This window comes from Streptomyces sp. NEAU-W12 (assembly GCF_026242095.1).
GTDB lineage: Bacteria > Actinomycetota > Actinomycetes > Streptomycetales > Streptomycetaceae > Streptomyces.
Genome location: NZ_JAPJDM010000003.1, coordinates 82808 through 98165 on the forward strand (window position 1 = coordinate 82808; position 15358 = coordinate 98165).

A 15358-nucleotide genomic window follows, 5' to 3' on the forward strand; every position below is an offset into this window, starting at 1 on the left:
TGGAGCACCCCATGAAACACGCGGTCCGCGCCGCCCTCACCGGCGCCCGTACCCGGCCGCTGCCGGCCCTGCTCCTCGCCCTCGCCCTCCTGGCCGGCGGCTTCGCGGCACGGGCGGGCCAGGACTGGTACGACGCGGCCCACGACGACCGGGCCGCGTACGCCGTGCAGCGGGACGAGGCACTCGCCGCCGGGGAACAGGCCGTGCAGAATCTCAACACGCTCGACCACCGGAACGTGGACCGGGGACTCGACCTGTGGGAGTCGTCGACCACCGGAGAACTGCACGAACAACTGGCCTCCGGCCGGACGGACTTCGCCGAACAGGTGAAGGCGGCGGAGACGGTCACCACGGCCCGGGTGCTGTCGGGCGCCGTCACCGAGCTCGACGACCGGGCCGGCCGCGCCCGCGTACTGATCGCCCTGCGCGTCTCCGTCAGGGCGGCCGACGGCGCGAAGACCGACAAGGACAGCCGGATGCTCGGCGAACTCACCCGGACCGAGGGCCGCTGGAAGCTGAGCGCGCTGGGCCAGGCACCCGTGGGCGGCGCGTCGGCCGGCTGACCCGGCCCCGTACCGCGCAGGCCACCGAGACGCCGAGCCGCCGCACCGAGGAGGACAACCGCACGATGTCGACGACCCGTCACCACATCAACCGCCAGCGCCGCCGCCAGGCCCGCGAAACCCGCCCCGGATCCCGCACGGGCGGCACGACCCTCCTCCCCGCTCCGGCCGCCGACCCGACCAGGGACGGGCCGGCATCCCGTCAGAAGACCGGCACCACGACCGACAAGAGCACCCGGAGCACCCGGAGCACCCCCCAAGACCTCGCCCCCGGCTCCCGCCTCCGTTCCCGCCGCCGCCCCGCCCTCCCCCTCGCGCTGCTCTGCGCCCTCACCCTCCTCCTCGGCGGCTTCGCCGGCTGGGCCCACGCGAGGGCCGAGGCACTCCGGGACGACCCCGCGCGCAGCAACACGGCCCTGACCGACCTCGCCCGTACCAGTGAGATCAAAGGACAGGCGTCCAAGGCCGTCGAGGCGCTCTTCTCCTACGACCACACGGATCCCGGCGCCCTGGAGAAGGCCGCGAAGGACCTCCTCACGGAGAAGGCCGTCGACCAGCACGACACGCTGCTCACCGACGTCCGCGAGCGGGCCGACGAGCAGAAGGCGGTGATCACCACGACGGTCACCGAGAGCGCGGTCGAACGCGTCGACGGCGACCGCGCCCGGGTCCTCGTCTACGCCGACCAGAGCAGCGTGGCCACCGCGGGAACCGAGCCGGCCACGGACGAGGACGAGGACGAGGACGGAAAGGCCACGAAGAAGGAGCAGGACGAGGGCGTGTACGCCGGTGCCATGCTCGCCGTCGACATGGTCCACCGCGACGGCCGCTGGCGCGTCTTCGCCCTGGACACCTTCGGCCGCTGAGACCGGCCCCGGTACGCCCGCGGCCCACCCCTGCCCGAGCCGCACCCTCCCTCTGCCTCGCCCCGCCCCGCCCCGTCCCGCCCGGTCCCGCCCCGCACCCGAGCCCGTCCCGACAGGAGTGACCGACATGTCCGTACGCCGTGCACGCCCACGCCACCGGCGCTCCGGCGGGGCCCGCAGGAGACTGCGGACGACCGCCCTCGCCGTGACGGCCGTGGCGGCCCTCACCGCCTCCCAGGCGCCCGGCCTCACCCCGGACGTGAGGGACGCCCGCGTCACCCCCTCCACCGACGACGACCGCGCATCGACGGCGGGGAGCGGCCCGTACGCCGAACCGGCCCCTCCGGGCGAGGGCTCCTACCACACCGAACTCCCGCCCCTGAGGGACCCGGACGTCGCGTCGGCCGCCCCGGTGATCATTCGGAACCTACGTTCCCAGTCCGGCATCCCGGCCACCGTGCTGCGCGCCTACCGCGCCGCCGAGACCTCCGTCGGCAGGACGGACCCCGGCTGCCGGCTGTCCTGGGAACTGCTCGCGGCAATCGGCAGGGTCGAGTCGGGCCAGGCGCGCGGCGGAGCGGTCGACCGGAACGGCACCACGCTGGGCCGTATCACCGGACCGCCGCTCAACGGCCGGGGTTTCGCCCTGATCCGGGACTCGGACAGGGGCGCCCACGACGGTGACACGGTCTACGACCGCGCGGTGGGCCCGATGCAGTTCCTGCCGTCCACCTGGGCCCGCTGGGGAGTGGACGGCAACGGCGACGGCCGAGCCGACCCGAACAACATCTTCGACGCGGCCCTGGCCGCCGGCCACTACCTATGCGCGGGCGACCGGAACCTGGCACGGGCCGCGGACCTGGACCGGGCGATCCTCAGCTACAACCACTCACGCGCCTACCTGAACCTGGTCAGGCACTGGCTGGAGTTCTACAGCAGGGGAGTCCGCACCGTCCCCGACGGCAAGGGCGTCATCCCGAAGAGCCCCGGAGCCGGCGGCGACACCCCGGCCACGGAACCCGCCGACAAGGAGAACGGAACCGGCGGAACCGCCGGCAAGGACGACGGCATCATCATCGGCCCGGACCCGACCACTCCGTCGACCCCCACCCGGCCCCCGTCCCCGTCCCCCACCAGGTCCCCGTCACCGGCCCCCTCCACCCCTACGGACCCCCCGACGAGCGGGACCCCCGATCCCCCCGACGAATCCCCGACGGACACCCCGACCCCGACCCCCTCCGACCCGACCCCGTCCCCCTCCGACCCGGGCCCTTCCCCCACGGACCCGGACGACTGCACCCCGGCCCCCGAATCCCCGTCCCCCGACCCCACCGCTTCCCCCACTGCCACCCCCTGCCCCACAGCCCCGGCCACTCCCACCACCGACGCGGTGGACGCGGAGGACCGAACGGGGGAGCCGGGCGTGTGAGTGCGTTCCGTACCGCGGGTGCCGGAGGGCTTCGAGCCCCGTCAGCAAAGAGGTCTTCCGGGGGTACCGCGGAGCCTGCCGCACGTCACGAAGGCCGCCGTGTCACTGGACGCGGGACGACGAGGAAGAGCCCTCCGTGTCCTCGTCGTCCTCGTCGGAGCCCGGGACATGGACGTCGAGCACCCTGATGTTGATCTCGACGACCTCCAGCCCGGTCATCGTCTCGACCGCGTCCGTGACATGGTCACGGAGGTCCTTCGCGGTGTCCCGGATCCGGGCTCCGTACTCCACCACGATGTCGACGTCGATGGCGGTCTGTTTCTCGCCCACCTCCACCTTCACGCCGCGCCTCGGATCGCTGGAGCGGGACACCTTCTCCTTGACCGCTCCCAGCGCTCGCGAGGCGCCGCCGCCGAGGGCGTGGATCCCCTCGGTCTCACGCACGGCTATGCCCGCGATCGTCGCGACCACGGTGTCCGCGATGGTGGTCGTTCCGCGGGTCGCACCCTCGGCGCCGCTCGTGTCCAGTGCGGTACCGCTCCGACTGCCGGTCGTCGTCGTCATGAGTTCCCTCGCACAGCCTCGTTCGGTGAGAGGGCGGTCCGGAGCCGGCGGATGTCCTCTGCCGCTCTGCGCCCTCGTTTCCACTGTGCTCCGGAAGCCGGTCATCCGCCATTCGGGTGGTGACCGGCGGCTTCGCCTCCTCTGCGCCGCCCGCACCGCCGCCCCGTCAGTCCCGGGGCAGCAGGGTGCCGAGCGGTCCCAGGTCGAGGTTGAGATCCTCCGGGCGTACGCCGTGCTGCTCGCAGAGCTCCGTCATGCGCTGGTCGAGCAGCATGAGCGTGGTGCCGATCTCGTCGGTCTGGTCGTCGGTGAGGTCGCCCTGGTCGATGCGCCGCAGGGCCTGCCGTTCCATCAGCTGGCGGAGGAGCTCGACCACGGTGAGGACCAGGGTGACGAGATCGCGTCCCACCTGCTCGGAGTCCAGGTCCACCCGCGAGGCCGTCACAGCGGCCCGCTGTCGGCCCACGGGGCCGGCACGCGTTCGCTGACCGACGACAGCAGGGCGTGCAACGAGACCCGTACGAGCGGGACATCGGCGATCGCGATGACCAGGTCCCCGCTGACGACGACCCCGGTCGCCAGGACCCGGTCCAGGAGATCGACCAGCGGCACCCCGATGGGACCGCTCAAGGGGCCCGGTGTGTCCCAGGGCACCGCTTCGTGCGTCATGTCTCACACCTCGCCCACGAAGGAGTAGGGCACCCACGGGCCCGAGAGTTCGATCCGCGCGCCGGTACGTTTCCGCAAATCCCTTGCCAGCAGGTCCAGTTCGGCCGACCGGTGCTCGGCGACCAGGTAGGTGGCGTTGAGGACCTGGACCCGGTGGTCGCCGCCCGCAGTCCTGGGAGCGTGCGGCCGGAGCCGGCGGGACGCCGTGGCGATGCGGGACACCTGCGCGTCCACCGTCTCGGCGACGCGCAGGGAGTCCTCCCTGTGCTGCTCGCGCCGCGCCCGCAGGTTCCGTCTGCGCTCCAGGTACTCCCGCCCCGCCCCCGGAGCCGGACGGCTGCCCCGGTCGCCCGGCGGGCCCGGCCGCTGCGCCGTTCTCCCGCCGTCCTCGCCCGAAGCGTCCTCGCCCGAAGCGGCGGCCGCGTAGACCTTCACGCCCCATTCGGCGTGGTGCGCGATGCGTCTCAGGGCGGTGTGGAAGCGCGCCGACTCGTTGTCCAGCGCACGCCTGGCCCTGTCCTCGTCGTTGTACAGCGTCGCCAACGGCAGGGGGACCGTGGGAGCCTGGGCGGCGACCGCCGACACGACCTCGTGGTGGGCGCGTGCGTACCGTTCGAGCTCGGGCTCGTCCGCCAGACGCTCCTGCCAGGCCTCGTCCGTGAACTCGGCCGCCCGGACGGTCTGCACGATCGCGGTGAGGGAACCGAAGGGCAGTGAACGCAGAGGTTCGCCCCGGGCCACCCCGGCCACCCCGTCGAGGACCGGACCTCCGTCGGCGCGGCAGACCGCGTACACGTAGAGGGCGCCGGCCTCCGATGTCTCCGGTGTCTCCGAAGCCTTGGGACTGCGCTCCGTCATTCCTCTGGTTCTCCCCGGCTCAATGATGCGGATGCGGATGCGGAGGTGGACTCGAGTTCCTCCAGGCGGGCGCGCAGTTCGCGGTTCTCGGCCTGCAGAGCGCTTCGCGCCGCCCGGGAGCTGAGTGCCGGGTCGGTCTCCCACCAGTCGATGCCGGCCTTCTTCGCGGTGTCCACGGACGCCACGAAGAGACGCAGCCGGATGGTCAGCAACTCGATGTCGAGAAGGTCGATCTTGATGTCGCCGGCGATCACGATGCCCTTGTCGAGCACACGCTCGAGGATGTCGGCTAGGTCGGTGTTCCGCGGCCCGGGGACAGGGGAGCAAGCGTCCTGCCTGAAGTCGAGGTCGGTCACCGGGCCCTCCGGGAGCGCCGCTTGGCGGGGGCCGCACGCTTCTTGGGCGGGTTCTCTTCCTCTTCTTCCTCTTCTTCCTCGCCCTCTTCCGGTTCCTCCTCTTCCGGTTCCTCCTCGTCCTCCTCTTCTTCTTCTTCGTCCTCGCCCGTCAGTTCATCGTCCTCGGCCTCGCCGTCCTCTTCCGGTTCCTCCTCCTCTTCCTCTCCGCTGGGTCCCTCTCCCTCCTCTTCCTCGTCCTCCCAGCCGTCCTCGCCTTCTTCCTCGTCCTCGGACGCCTCCGCCTCCGGGCCCTCTTCGCCCTCCTCGCCCTCTTCGCCTTCCTCGCGCTCTTGTTCCTCCTCCTCCATGGCCTCTTCGTGAGACTTGACGACCTCTCCGTCACGGATCTCGCCGCGCCAGCTCTCGGGCTCCTCGTTGGTGAGCGTGACGTACCGTTGGAAGTGCTTGAAGTCCAGTCGCACACGGCGCCCTTGGGCACGCCAGAGGTTGCCCGTCTTCTCGAAGAACCCGGCCGGGTAGTACTCGAGGACCAGGACGATACGGGTGAGGGACGGGGCCAGTTCGTGGAAGCTCACGGCACCCCGCGTGGTGCCCTTGGCGCCTTCCGACGTCCACACGATGCGCTCGTCGGGCACCTGCTCCTGGACCGTCGCCTTGAAGCTGCGCGAGGACGGCCCGATCTTGACCTTCCAGTTGCTGCCCGTCTCGTCGTCCATCGAGACGTCCTGAACACCCTTGGCGAAACCGCTGAACTTGTCGTACTGGGTCCAGTGGTCGTAAGCGGTCCGCAGAGGCACTCCCACATCGAGTACCTCGATGATGTTCATGAGCTTGCCGCCGCCCGACTTGCGCTTGCCCTTTCCCCCGCCGCCGAAGGTCTCCTTGGCTTTGTCCACGACGCTGTCCTTGACGCCCTTGGCCTTCTCCGAGACGAACGCCTTCACCGGCGACTCACCCTTGAGGACGCGCGATCCGATCGCGGGCAGGGAACCGCCGTTCTCCGCGACGTCGGTCAGCCGGCTCGTGACGTCGGTCAGTTTGTCCCCCGCCTTCCCGGCCAGCTTCTCCGCCTGCGCACCGAGGAAGCCGGACATCTCCTGCCGGAGCCTGCCCAGTCCGGACTCCTCAGCCTCGGGTTCCTCGTTCTTCGTCCTGGCCATGACTCACTACCTCCGAGACTTCGTGCGCTTGGATGCGGTCCCCTTCGCCGCCGACGACGACGTGCTTGCCGTCGTCTTCTTCGCGGGAGCCGACTTCTTGGCCGCGGTCTTCTTGGACGCCGACTTCTTGGCCGGGGCCGACTTCTTGGCCGGAGCGGACTTCTTGGCGGTCGTCTTCTTCGCGGGAGCCGTCTTCTTGGCCGCGGTCTTCTTGGCCGGAGCGGACTTCTTGGCCGGGGTCTTCCTGGGGGCACGCTTTCCCGACGGTCGTTTCTCCGGCTTCCGCTCGGGGGTCTCCTCTTCCTCCTCGCCTCCTTCCTCCTCTTCCTCCTCTTCCTCCTCTTCTGCGCTGGGTCCCTCTTCCTCCTCGCCTCCTTCCTCCTCTTCCTCCTCCTCTCCGCTGGGTCCCTCTTCCTCCTCTTCCTCTTCTTCGTCCTCCTCTTCTTCGTCCTCCTCGCCTTCGTCCTCCGGGCCTTCGTCCTCCGGGCCTTCGTCCTCCGGTGGCTCTTCGCCCTCGTACTCGTCCTCGGGCTCCTCCTCGACGTCTTCGTCCTTGTCCTGCTGAGGTTCGAGGAGACGGGCCGTGCGGGCGCTGACCGCGTCGGCCAGCGAGTTCATGCTGCGGTTGGCTGCGGCGGTCGCGGCCTTGCGGCTCGCGTCGAGGAGCTCGCCCTTGAACTGTTTCTGGAGTTCCTCGAACTGGGGAAGCTCACCGAGCCGGCGCACTCCCTCCGTGGCGAGTTGGCGGGGCTCCAGGCCGAATCGCCTGCCGGCCAGGTACGTGGCGACGCTGATGGCCACCCGCCCCTTCTTGGTCCGGCCCAGCACGTAGCCGCCGAGCAGGGCGGCCCCCAGGACAACCTTGGACTGGTCTTCCATCAGCACGTCACCTTCGATCGCGATCGCTCTTCGCCAGGTCGGCGGACCCGCACGGCGTGCAGCCGGTCGAGCAGCCGTTCCTCTTCCCGTTCGAACTCCTCCAGAGTGATGTCGCCCGCCTCGAGTTCCTGGTTGAGCACCGCCAGCTGGGTACGCAGCACGGCGGGGTCGTGCAACTCGCGCTCGGCGGCGTCGTGGAGCTTCTCGGCCACCCAGACCACGCCACGGACCGGCGCGATGGGCAGCGTGAGCAGGCCGGTGATCAGTCCCATGTCACGCCCCGCCCACGGGTAGGGGGCGGGCCTCCGACGAGACGAAGCTGTAGCAGGGGAGCGGGCCGGCGAGCCGGACCTCCATGTGCTCCCGATGAGCGTCCGCGACGGTCCGGGCCCTGGTGAGAAAGGTGTCGCTGTCGCCGCGGTCGACGAGGAAGGACACGTTGAGGGCGCAACCCGGGACGGCGGGGCCCGTTGCCACGGCGCGGGCCCCGGGTGTGAGGTCGCGCAGCAGGCGCTGTCCCGCCGCTGCCGCTCTGCGGGTGAGTGCGGTGGTGACGGCTTCGCCCAGCCTGATGCTGGCCTCGTAGCCGGGGCGCCGCCGCGCGGCATCGCGAAGCCGCCGTACGTCCTTCTCCTCGGCGACGAGGGCCGCCAGCGCGTTCTGCGCCGGGAACGCCTTGACGTTGATCTCGAAGCGGCCGTCCAGCTGTTCCAGGGTGACCGCATGACGGGACCCGGCGGCGGCCAGCTGCTGCAGGACCGTTTCCTCGTCCGGCGCGACCATGCCGAACCGCATGGGCAGCACCGGCCCCTCGTCCATCAGGCGCATGAGGAGTTCCTGGTGTGCCAGCAGGTCGCGACGCCGCGCGCGCAGCTCGGGCGGCGCGTCGCTGATGACCGCCTCGAGCGGGCCCTGCCCGACCGTCCGGATCCGGGCGGGCGGGGAGCCCACACCGCCGAGGCCTTTCGGGAGCGCCGTTCCCGCCCGCAGGATCGCGTAGACGTACACACCGCCGGCCATCGCGGTCATGCCTCCACGCGGCGTCGGCTGCTCTTGCGCGCGGGGGCGCGCTTCTTCGGACGTTCCTGCTGCTCGCCCTCGTCCTCGCCCTCGTCCTCGTCGTCGGACGAGTCACCGCCGCCGACCGCCTTGCGCACGGTGTCGCCCACGGTGTCGGCCGCCCTGCGCACCTTGCGCTTGCCGACGGCCTTGGCCGCACCGCCGCCGAACAGTTCGGGGACCGTGGTGCTGCCGGAATCGCGCTCGAGGTCCAGCCGGTTGCACGCTTCGGCGAACCGCAGATAGGTGTCCACACTCGCGACGACGATGCGCGCGTCGATCTTGAGGATCTCGATCCCGACCAGCGAGACCCTTATGAACACGTCGATGACCATGCCGCGGTCGAGAATCAGTTCCAGCACGTCGTACAACGTGCCGGCGCGAGGCGGGCAGGCCACTACTTCGTCGGAGTAGGTGGTCACGGGCATGGAAGGTCCTTCCAGCAGAGGGAACGAACACGGATCACTCGTCGGCCGCACCTCGCCGGTAGCGGCGGACCCTGCGGTACTCGAGGAGTTCGCCGGCCCGGTCGAGTTGCACCTCGTAGGAGGCCAGGAGGCTCGTGGTGTCGGGAATCCGCGGAACTTCCAGAACGTCCACCACCACACACCAGCCGTCGTCGGAACGCCGGACAGCGGACACGCCTTCCGCCGGGTGATCGATCAGCCCTTCCAGGGTCTGGAGGGCGGCACGGGCCGCGTGATCGGGTCCTCGCGCGGATCCGGTACGGCGAGCGGACGCCGTTTTGGTACTCCCGGCGGATGTGCGACGTGGTTCTGCCATATGGCCAGTTTCGCCATTCCTGTCGGCCGCGCATCTTGAGCGGACCCATCGGTGCGGGCGCGCATCACGTCGTCGTAGGAGCGCGTGTTTTCCCCCTGCGGGGTGAAAGAAACATCAAGTCATGTGCGTGGTGTGAGAACTCCGGGGCATTCGCTCCATCGGAGGTTGATAATCATGGTTCCCCTGCTTCTTGTTCTTCTTCTGGCCCTGGTTCTCTTCGGCGCCGGATTCGCCCTCAAGGCCCTGTGGATCGTGGCGGTGATCGTGCTCGCCGTGTGGCTGCTCGGTTTCGTCATGCGCTCCACAGGCGCAGGCGGCAACAGGGGCCGGTGGTACCGCTGGTAGACCAGCCGTACCCACATGCGTGCGGGGTGGTACCGGACTTGTTCTCCGGTGCCACCCCGCACGCATGCCCCGCCGGTTCCCGCATCCGACCGGCATCCCGAGATCGCGGGAGAACCCCGCGTGTTCGGCCACACCCGGCGCGCCCACTGCGGAACGGCTCAGTGACGTTCTCTCAGCGATGACCACTCCCAGGTTCTGCTGGGGGAGAGGGCTGCGCGGGCGATGGCGCCGGTCCTGTGGGGACTGAGGGTGCTGTGTTGCGGCATGCGTGAAAGCTCCTGGGTTCGGCTGTGGCGCGTTCACCGAGTGCGCGGATGCCCCTGAAGGCCCTGCCCGCCGGCCCGCCTGCCCACCCCGCGCCCCGACCCATGACGAGGACGCCGCCGAGGCGGCCGGGAGACCCGGCCTGCCGCCCGCCGACCGGCGGAACACCGAGTACGTCGGCCCGCTGCCCGCTGCCCGCTGCCCGCGGGCTGGGAAGCGGAGCTGAGCCGCGTGGGCGGCGGCGACTGGCACGCTGCGGCCGAGCTGCTGCGGGGCAGCGGGCGGAACCGGGACCGGCGGTCGATGGCCGTCGGGGAGCTGGACGGGCTGGCGGCGGAGGACGACACCTGGCTGCTCGCCTGGGAGGCCGCCCGCCCCGACGGCCCGGACGCCGCCGTGGTCCGGGCCAGCGGTACGATCACCCTCGCCGCGCGGATCCGCGGCGCCCAGCGGGCCAAGCCCACGACGGAGGAGCCGTTCGCCGGCTCCCACCGGATGCTGCACCCACCGCTCCCGCGACGGGACGACCCGGGCGGCGACGCTCAACCCCGACCCCACGCCGTACGTCACGGAGATCTCGGTGGCGCTCGGCCTGGGCTGCCCGCACTCCGAGATGGACAAGCTGTGGGCGGGGACCACCGCGCGCGCCCCGCACCATCACGAGGGGGACCGGCGGGCACTCCGGTACTGGTGCAAGAGAACGCGAAGGCGCGAGGGCGGGGTGAAAGCCCTGCTGGAAGTGATGGTCGCTGAGAAGACGTCAGCGGCTGCTTCGTGGGCCGGAGGGCTGGAGGAGCTGGTCGACGGGTGCGTAGTCGTCGGTGAGCGGTCGGGCGTCGCCGATCCAGGAGGTGAGGTCGTCGCCGGCGGCGATCTTCCAACCGGTCTGCCGGGCGTCCAGCGCTTCCTGGGCCGCGCGGAGGTCGACCGGCCGGCCGGAGGCGAGCACCACCAGATTGCCGCCCCCGGGGGTGGCGGTCGGGTCGAGGCCGATGTCGGCGGGTTCGCCGACGAGGGCGACGTGCTCGAAGATCTCGCCGAGGGTGGCTGCTTCGGCGCGTGCGAAGGCCTGGCCACCGTGATCGATGAGGTTGGCGACGTACAGGCCGTCCTCGTCGAGCACCCGTCGTACGTCGGTCATCGCCTCCACCGTGGTGAGGTGCCACGGCACGCTGACGCCCCCGAAGGCGTCGCCGACCACGAGGTCACGGCTGCCGGCGTCCAGTCGCCGCAGGCCGAGCCTGCCGTCCTCGACGCGTACGTCGATACCGGCTTCCGGTCCCAGGCCGAGTTCGTCGCGGTCGATGCGCACGACCCCGCTGTCGATCTCGGACACGAGGCTGCGCGTGCCGGGCCGGGTGGCCGCGAGGTAACGGGGGAAGGTGAGCCCGCCGCCGCCCAGGTGGTGGGCGGCGAGTGGCTCGTCCTCGGGGAAGGCGGCGTCGACCACCGACGCGAGGGCGCGCACGTACGTGAACTCCAGGAAGGTCGGGTCGTCGAGGTCGACGTAGGAGTGCCGCAGGCCGTCCAGGACGAGGGTGCGGCCGCTGTCCCGGTCGGGGTCCGCGACGACCCGTGCGCAGTGGTACCTGGTCTCCGCGTCGCAGGCGCCGGGCGCGACCGTGGTGGCGAGGCCGCCGGCCACGACCACGAGTGCGAGGGCAGGGGTGCCGCCCCACCGGCGCGTTCGCCACTCGACCAGCACCGAGCCGGTCACCAGCAGCGCTCCGAGGCCGATCAGGATGCCGCTGACCGGCAACCGCGACACGAGGACGAAACCGGTCAGGACGGTGCCGGCGATGGCGCCGACGGTGCCGACACCGGACAGCCGGCCGACGACCGTTCCGGTCTCGGCGAGGCTGGTGAGACGCAGCTTGGTCACGATCGGCGTCACCGCGGAGAGCAGCGCGCCCGGCACGAGGATGGTCAGCGACGCGATCAGCAGGAGCAACGCCGGTGTCCACTCCGCGGTGGTGCGCAGTACGGCGGGGGTGAGTGCCACGACCACTCCCGACACCCCGAGCGAGGGTCCGATGAGCCGGCGTGGATCGACCTGGTCGGCGACGCGCCCACCCAGCCACGAGCCGAGGGCGATCGCGGTGAGGGCGATGCCGATCACCGTGGTGCTGGTCTCGAGGGTGAGGCCGAGGTAGGGGGCCAGCAGCCGCAGAGCGACGATCTCGACCACCAGGACCGCGGCCGAGGACCCGAACACGAGCACGGCGGCGGCACGGGGACCCAGTCCGGAGTCGCGGGGCGTGCCCTCGGCGGCGGGCGAGGAAGACAATTCGGTCACGGGTGACATCCTCGCATGCGGCTCATCCGCAGACCGGAGTTGAGAGGAGCCGCCGGTCGGTTCGTGAGGTGCGCGAGGAAGCCGGTCCAGGCGGTGGGGGAGAGGGCCGGCCGCGGGCCCTGCTGGTTCTTGGAGTCGCGGACATGGACGGTGGCGGGGCAGGTCACCACCTCTACGCCGTCGCCGCTACTGCTGTAGCGGGATGTGCGCCAGGGGAGGGCGACTTCTGCGCAATCTCCGGAACCACTGCTGCTATAGGCCGACTTGGACCAGGACGACTCGCTGGTGTTCACGGATCCCCCCGCAGCTGCTGCAACAGGCATGACCGCACAGCCCGCACAGCAAGACCCGGTTACCGTACGTGTGTTCACCCGGCGGTTCAGCTCCACCCCGCGAGGCGCCAGGCTCGCCCGGCACCTCGCCGTGCGGCAACTGCACGCCTGGGGCGTCCCGTACGGCACGGACGTCTCCGACGCCGTCGTGTCGACCGTCGGCGAGTTCGCCGCCAACGCCGTGACGCACGGCCGCGTGCCGGGGCGGGACTTCGAGTTGGCGCTCACCCGCCTCGCCGACCGGGGCCTCGTGGAGGTGACCGACACGCGTACCGGGCCGCCGTGTCCGCCTGATCCCGGTGGCGTGGGCGCCCCGCATCCCGGTGGCGTGGGCGCCCCGCCGCCTCTCGACGGGCATGGTCGCGGGCTCCTGCTGGTCGAGGCGCTCGCCGCGCGGAGGTCCGCGTCAATGGGGGCTGCGAGGACCATTGACGCGCAAGAGGTTCGATTCTACGGTCCGTTCGAACTTGCGATCGCTGTTCGACACCACGGACGAGCTCTGACCCCCACCGCAAGGAGACCCGCATGCGCCGCAGCTCCCTCCGCACACGCACCGTCCTCCTCGCTCTGCCCACTGCCACCCTGCTCGCGCTCATGCCGACCACCGCGTCGGCGTACCCCAACCCCGGCCGGGTCACCGGCTCCGTCGTCACGCACGATCCGTCGATGATGCGGACGGCGTCGGGGCAGTACCTGCTGTACGCGACCGGCGGCGGCATCAGCAACAAGACGTCGAACGACCGCACCGCCTTCAACGCCGGGGCGGACGCCTTCACCTCCCGGCCGGCCTGGTGGCGGAACTACTCCTCCGTACCGGAGGCGTGGGCGCCCGACATCTCGTACCACGGTGGCAGGTACCTGATGTACTACTCCGTCTCGTCGTTCGGCTCCAACACCTCCGCCATCGGGCTCGCCACCTCCAGCACCGGGCAGCCGGGGAGCTGGACCGACCAGGGCACCGTCTACACGTCCGGCTCCTCCAGCGACTACAACGCCATCGACCCCAACCTCTTCGTCGACGACGACGGCAAGTGGTGGCTCTCCTTCGGCAGTTGGTGGACCGGGATCAAGATGATCCAGATCAACCCGTCCAGTGGGAAGCAGCTCTCGGGCAACACCACCCGCTACTCCCTCGCGTCCCGGCCCACCGGGACCAAGGCCGTCGAGGCGCCCTTCATCGTCAAGCGGGGCGGGTACTACTACCTCTTCGCGTCCTACGACACCTGCTGCGCCGGCACCAGCTCCACCTACAAGGTCAAGGTCGGCCGCGCCACGAGTATCACCGGGCCGTACCGCGACAGGAACGGCGTCTCGATGATGAACAACGGCGGGACGCCCGTCCTCGAGTCCCACGGGAACGTCGTCGGGCCCGGCGGGCAGTCGATCATGAACGACGTCGACGGGGACCTGATCGTCTACCACTACTACGATGCAGGCGACAACGGCACCCCCAAGCTCGGCATCAACCTTCTGAACTGGAGCAGCGGATGGCCCGTCGCGTACTGACCCTGCTGGCCGCACTGCTGCTCGCCCTCTCGCTCGGGCAGTCCTCCGCGCAGGCGGCCTCGTTCAGCAATCCCGTCAAGGCCCAGAAGGGCGCCGACCCCTGGATCGTCCGCCACGACGGCAACTACTACCTGATCAGCACGTCCTGGACCGACGTCATCACCATCCGTAAATCGGCCACCCTCGCCGGGCTCACCACCGCCCCCAGCGTGCAGGTGTGGCAGGGGGACGCGGCCTCCCGGTGCTGCAACATCTGGGCGCCCGAACTGCACTTCCTCAACGGGCGCTGGTACCTGTACTACGTCGCCGGGCAGAACGTCTCCGACTACAACCCCACCCAGCGCAGCCACGTCCTGGAGAGCGCCGGATCCGACCCCCTGGGGCCGTACACCTACCGGGGGCAGCTCAACTCCTCCTGGATGCTGGACCCGACCGTCGCCACCATCAACGGGCAGCTCTACCTCTTCGGCAGCACGCACAACAACACGCAGAACGTGGTCGCCGCCCGGATGTCCAACCCCTACACGGTGAGTTCCTCCTTCTCGACCGTGTCCACACCCACCCACGGCTGGGAGCGGCAGGGCGCGGCCGTCAACGAGGGGCCGGAGATCCTGCAACGGGACGGGCGGACCTTCCTCATCTACTCCGCCAGCGGCTGCTGGACCCCCGACTACAAGCTCGGCCAGCTCTCCCTCACCGGCTCCGACCCCACCTCCGCGTCCTCCTGGACGAAGAAGCCCACGCCCGTCTTCCAGCGCAGCGACGGCAACGGCGTGTACGGGCCGGGGCACAACGGGTTCTTCACCTCCCCGGACGGGAGCGAGAACTGGATCGTCTACCACGCCAACGACTCGGCGTCGGACGGCTGCGACAACGGGCGCACCGCGCGGGCGCAGAAGTTCACCTGGAACTCCGACGGTTCACCGAATCTCGGTACGCCCGTGCGGCTCGGGGCGAGCCGGACCGGGCCCTCGGGCGAGCCGTCGGCCGTCTCCACCACCTACACCCTCGCCAACCGCAACAGTGGCAAGTGCCTCGAAGTCGCCGGAAGTTCGTCCGCCGACGGAGCCGACGTGCAGCAGTACACCTGCAACGGCGGCGCCCACCAGCGCTGGCGGCTGGAGGACCTCGGCGACGACACCCACCGGTTGGTCAACGTCTCCACCGGCAAGGTGCTGGACACCGAGAACTGCTCCGCCGCCGACGGGGCCGGCCTGCGCCAGTGGTCGTGGCTGGACAACACCTGCCAGCGGTTCCGGTTCGTCGCCACCGACGGCGGCCACGTCCGGATCGTCAACCAGGCCACCGGCAAGGTCGCCGACGTCGCCGACTGCTCCACCGCCGACTCGGCCGACGTGCGGCAGTGGACCTGGCTGAACAACCACTGCCAGCAGTGGCGGCTCGATCCGGCCTGACCGGCGGAGGCGGC

The 15358-nt window shown here is 70.7% G+C and carries 20 protein-coding genes; 7 read left to right on the forward strand and 13 right to left on the reverse strand.

All coding sequences use genetic code 11. From position 1 onward, the window contains the following. Window positions 1-11: 11 nt before the first annotated feature. The 3 genes from ORI94_RS04595 to ORI94_RS04605 all read left to right on the forward strand — a co-directional run bounded on the left by ORI94_RS04595 (window position 12) and on the right by ORI94_RS04605 (window position 2858). A complete protein-coding gene (locus ORI94_RS04595) occupies window positions 12-563 on the forward strand; it encodes a nuclear transport factor 2 family protein (RefSeq protein ID WP_266072688.1) in 552 nt (183 codons plus the stop codon). A 65-nt stretch (window positions 564-628) separates the two neighbouring features. After that, a complete protein-coding gene (locus tag ORI94_RS04600; RefSeq protein ID WP_266072690.1) occupies window positions 629-1429 on the forward strand; it encodes a hypothetical protein in 801 nt (266 codons plus the stop codon). Between the two features lie 127 nt (window positions 1430-1556). Continuing rightward, window positions 1557-2858: a lytic transglycosylase domain-containing protein gene (locus ORI94_RS04605; RefSeq protein WP_266072692.1), complete on the forward strand. Its 1302-nt coding sequence runs from the start codon at window positions 1557-1559 to the stop codon at window positions 2856-2858. Between the two features lie 102 nt (window positions 2859-2960). On the opposite strand, the gene ORI94_RS04610 is transcribed toward ORI94_RS04605, so the two are convergent. The 11 genes from ORI94_RS04610 to ORI94_RS04660 form a co-directional block, all read right to left on the reverse strand. Then, window positions 2961-3422 carry an Asp23/Gls24 family envelope stress response protein gene (locus ORI94_RS04610; RefSeq protein ID WP_266072694.1) on the reverse strand — a complete coding sequence of 154 codons (462 nt, stop codon included), beginning with the start codon at window positions 3420-3422 and terminating at the stop codon, window positions 2961-2963. 166 nt (window positions 3423-3588) lie between these two features. Next, window positions 3589-3867 (reverse strand): gas vesicle protein K, encoded by a 279-nt coding sequence (locus ORI94_RS04615; RefSeq protein WP_257849267.1) that lies wholly within the window; start codon window positions 3865-3867, stop codon window positions 3589-3591. Continuing rightward, on the reverse strand, window positions 3864-4091 hold the full coding sequence (locus tag ORI94_RS04620; RefSeq protein WP_257849268.1) for a gas vesicle protein: 228 nt from the start codon (window positions 4089-4091) through the stop codon (window positions 3864-3866). Before ORI94_RS04620 ends, ORI94_RS04615 begins: the two co-directional genes overlap by 4 nt. Window positions 4092-4094: 3 nt before the next feature. Next, window positions 4095-4949 carry a GvpL/GvpF family gas vesicle protein gene (locus ORI94_RS04625; RefSeq protein ID WP_266072697.1) on the reverse strand — a complete coding sequence of 285 codons (855 nt, stop codon included), beginning with the start codon at window positions 4947-4949 and terminating at the stop codon, window positions 4095-4097. Then, the gene (locus ORI94_RS04630) at window positions 4946-5305 is read right to left on the reverse strand and encodes a gas vesicle protein (protein WP_266072699.1); all 360 of its coding nucleotides are present in this window, start codon (window positions 5303-5305) and stop codon (window positions 4946-4948) included. The genes ORI94_RS04625 and ORI94_RS04630 overlap by 4 nt, the downstream gene beginning before the upstream one ends. Beyond that, complete coding sequence (locus ORI94_RS04635) at window positions 5302-6465, reverse strand: SRPBCC family protein (RefSeq protein WP_266072701.1); 1164 nt, start codon at window positions 6463-6465, stop codon at window positions 5302-5304. The genes ORI94_RS04630 and ORI94_RS04635 overlap by 4 nt, the downstream gene beginning before the upstream one ends. Before the next feature lie 6 nt (window positions 6466-6471). Next, on the reverse strand, window positions 6472-7344 hold the full coding sequence (locus tag ORI94_RS04640) for a histone protein (RefSeq protein ID WP_266072703.1): 873 nt from the start codon (window positions 7342-7344) through the stop codon (window positions 6472-6474). Continuing rightward, window positions 7344-7616: a gas vesicle protein GvpG gene (locus ORI94_RS04645; protein WP_266072704.1), complete on the reverse strand. Its 273-nt coding sequence runs from the start codon at window positions 7614-7616 to the stop codon at window positions 7344-7346. The genes ORI94_RS04640 and ORI94_RS04645 overlap by 1 nt, the downstream gene beginning before the upstream one ends. 1 nt (window position 7617) lies before the next feature. Next, entirely contained in the window at window positions 7618-8373 is a 756-nt protein-coding gene (locus ORI94_RS04650) for a GvpL/GvpF family gas vesicle protein (RefSeq protein ID WP_416237772.1), read from the reverse strand. Continuing rightward, complete coding sequence (gene gvpJ, locus ORI94_RS04655) at window positions 8370-8831, reverse strand: gas vesicle protein GvpJ (protein ID WP_266072706.1); 462 nt, start codon at window positions 8829-8831, stop codon at window positions 8370-8372. Before gvpJ ends, ORI94_RS04650 begins: the two co-directional genes overlap by 4 nt. Before the next feature lie 34 nt (window positions 8832-8865). Further along, window positions 8866-9186, reverse strand: coding sequence for a gas vesicle protein (locus tag ORI94_RS04660; RefSeq protein ID WP_042169967.1), 321 nt, complete (start codon window positions 9184-9186; stop codon window positions 8866-8868). 174 nt (window positions 9187-9360) lie between these two features. Here ORI94_RS04660 and ORI94_RS04665 point away from each other — a divergent pair, with 174 nt between their 5' ends. Continuing rightward, entirely contained in the window at window positions 9361-9531 is a 171-nt protein-coding gene (locus ORI94_RS04665; protein WP_042169969.1) for a hypothetical protein, read from the forward strand. A 1024-nt stretch (window positions 9532-10555) separates the two neighbouring features. On the opposite strand, the gene ORI94_RS04670 is transcribed toward ORI94_RS04665, so the two are convergent. Both ORI94_RS04670 and ORI94_RS04675 read right to left on the reverse strand, forming a co-directional pair. After that, window positions 10556-12100, reverse strand: coding sequence for a fused MFS/spermidine synthase (locus ORI94_RS04670; protein WP_266072714.1), 1545 nt, complete (start codon window positions 12098-12100; stop codon window positions 10556-10558). Then, a complete protein-coding gene (locus tag ORI94_RS04675) occupies window positions 12088-12414 on the reverse strand; it encodes a DUF397 domain-containing protein (protein ID WP_416237773.1) in 327 nt (108 codons plus the stop codon). Before ORI94_RS04675 ends, ORI94_RS04670 begins: the two co-directional genes overlap by 13 nt. Between ORI94_RS04675 and ORI94_RS35475 the strand changes: the two genes are divergently transcribed. Genes ORI94_RS35475 through ORI94_RS04690 form a run of 3 tightly spaced genes read left to right on the forward strand, consistent with a single transcriptional unit; the run spans window position 12413 to window position 15344 of the window. Beyond that, window positions 12413-13093, forward strand: a complete 681-nt coding sequence (locus tag ORI94_RS35475) for an ATP-binding protein (protein ID WP_416237774.1) — start codon at window positions 12413-12415, stop codon at window positions 13091-13093. The genes ORI94_RS04675 and ORI94_RS35475 overlap by 2 nt on opposite strands. Beyond that, window positions 13018-13929, forward strand: a complete 912-nt coding sequence (locus ORI94_RS04685) for an arabinan endo-1,5-alpha-L-arabinosidase (protein WP_416237780.1) — start codon at window positions 13018-13020, stop codon at window positions 13927-13929. Before ORI94_RS35475 ends, ORI94_RS04685 begins: the two co-directional genes overlap by 76 nt. Further along, a complete protein-coding gene (locus ORI94_RS04690; protein ID WP_266072718.1) occupies window positions 13911-15344 on the forward strand; it encodes a family 43 glycosylhydrolase in 1434 nt (477 codons plus the stop codon). The genes ORI94_RS04685 and ORI94_RS04690 overlap by 19 nt, the downstream gene beginning before the upstream one ends. Window positions 15345-15358 lie beyond the last annotated feature (14 nt).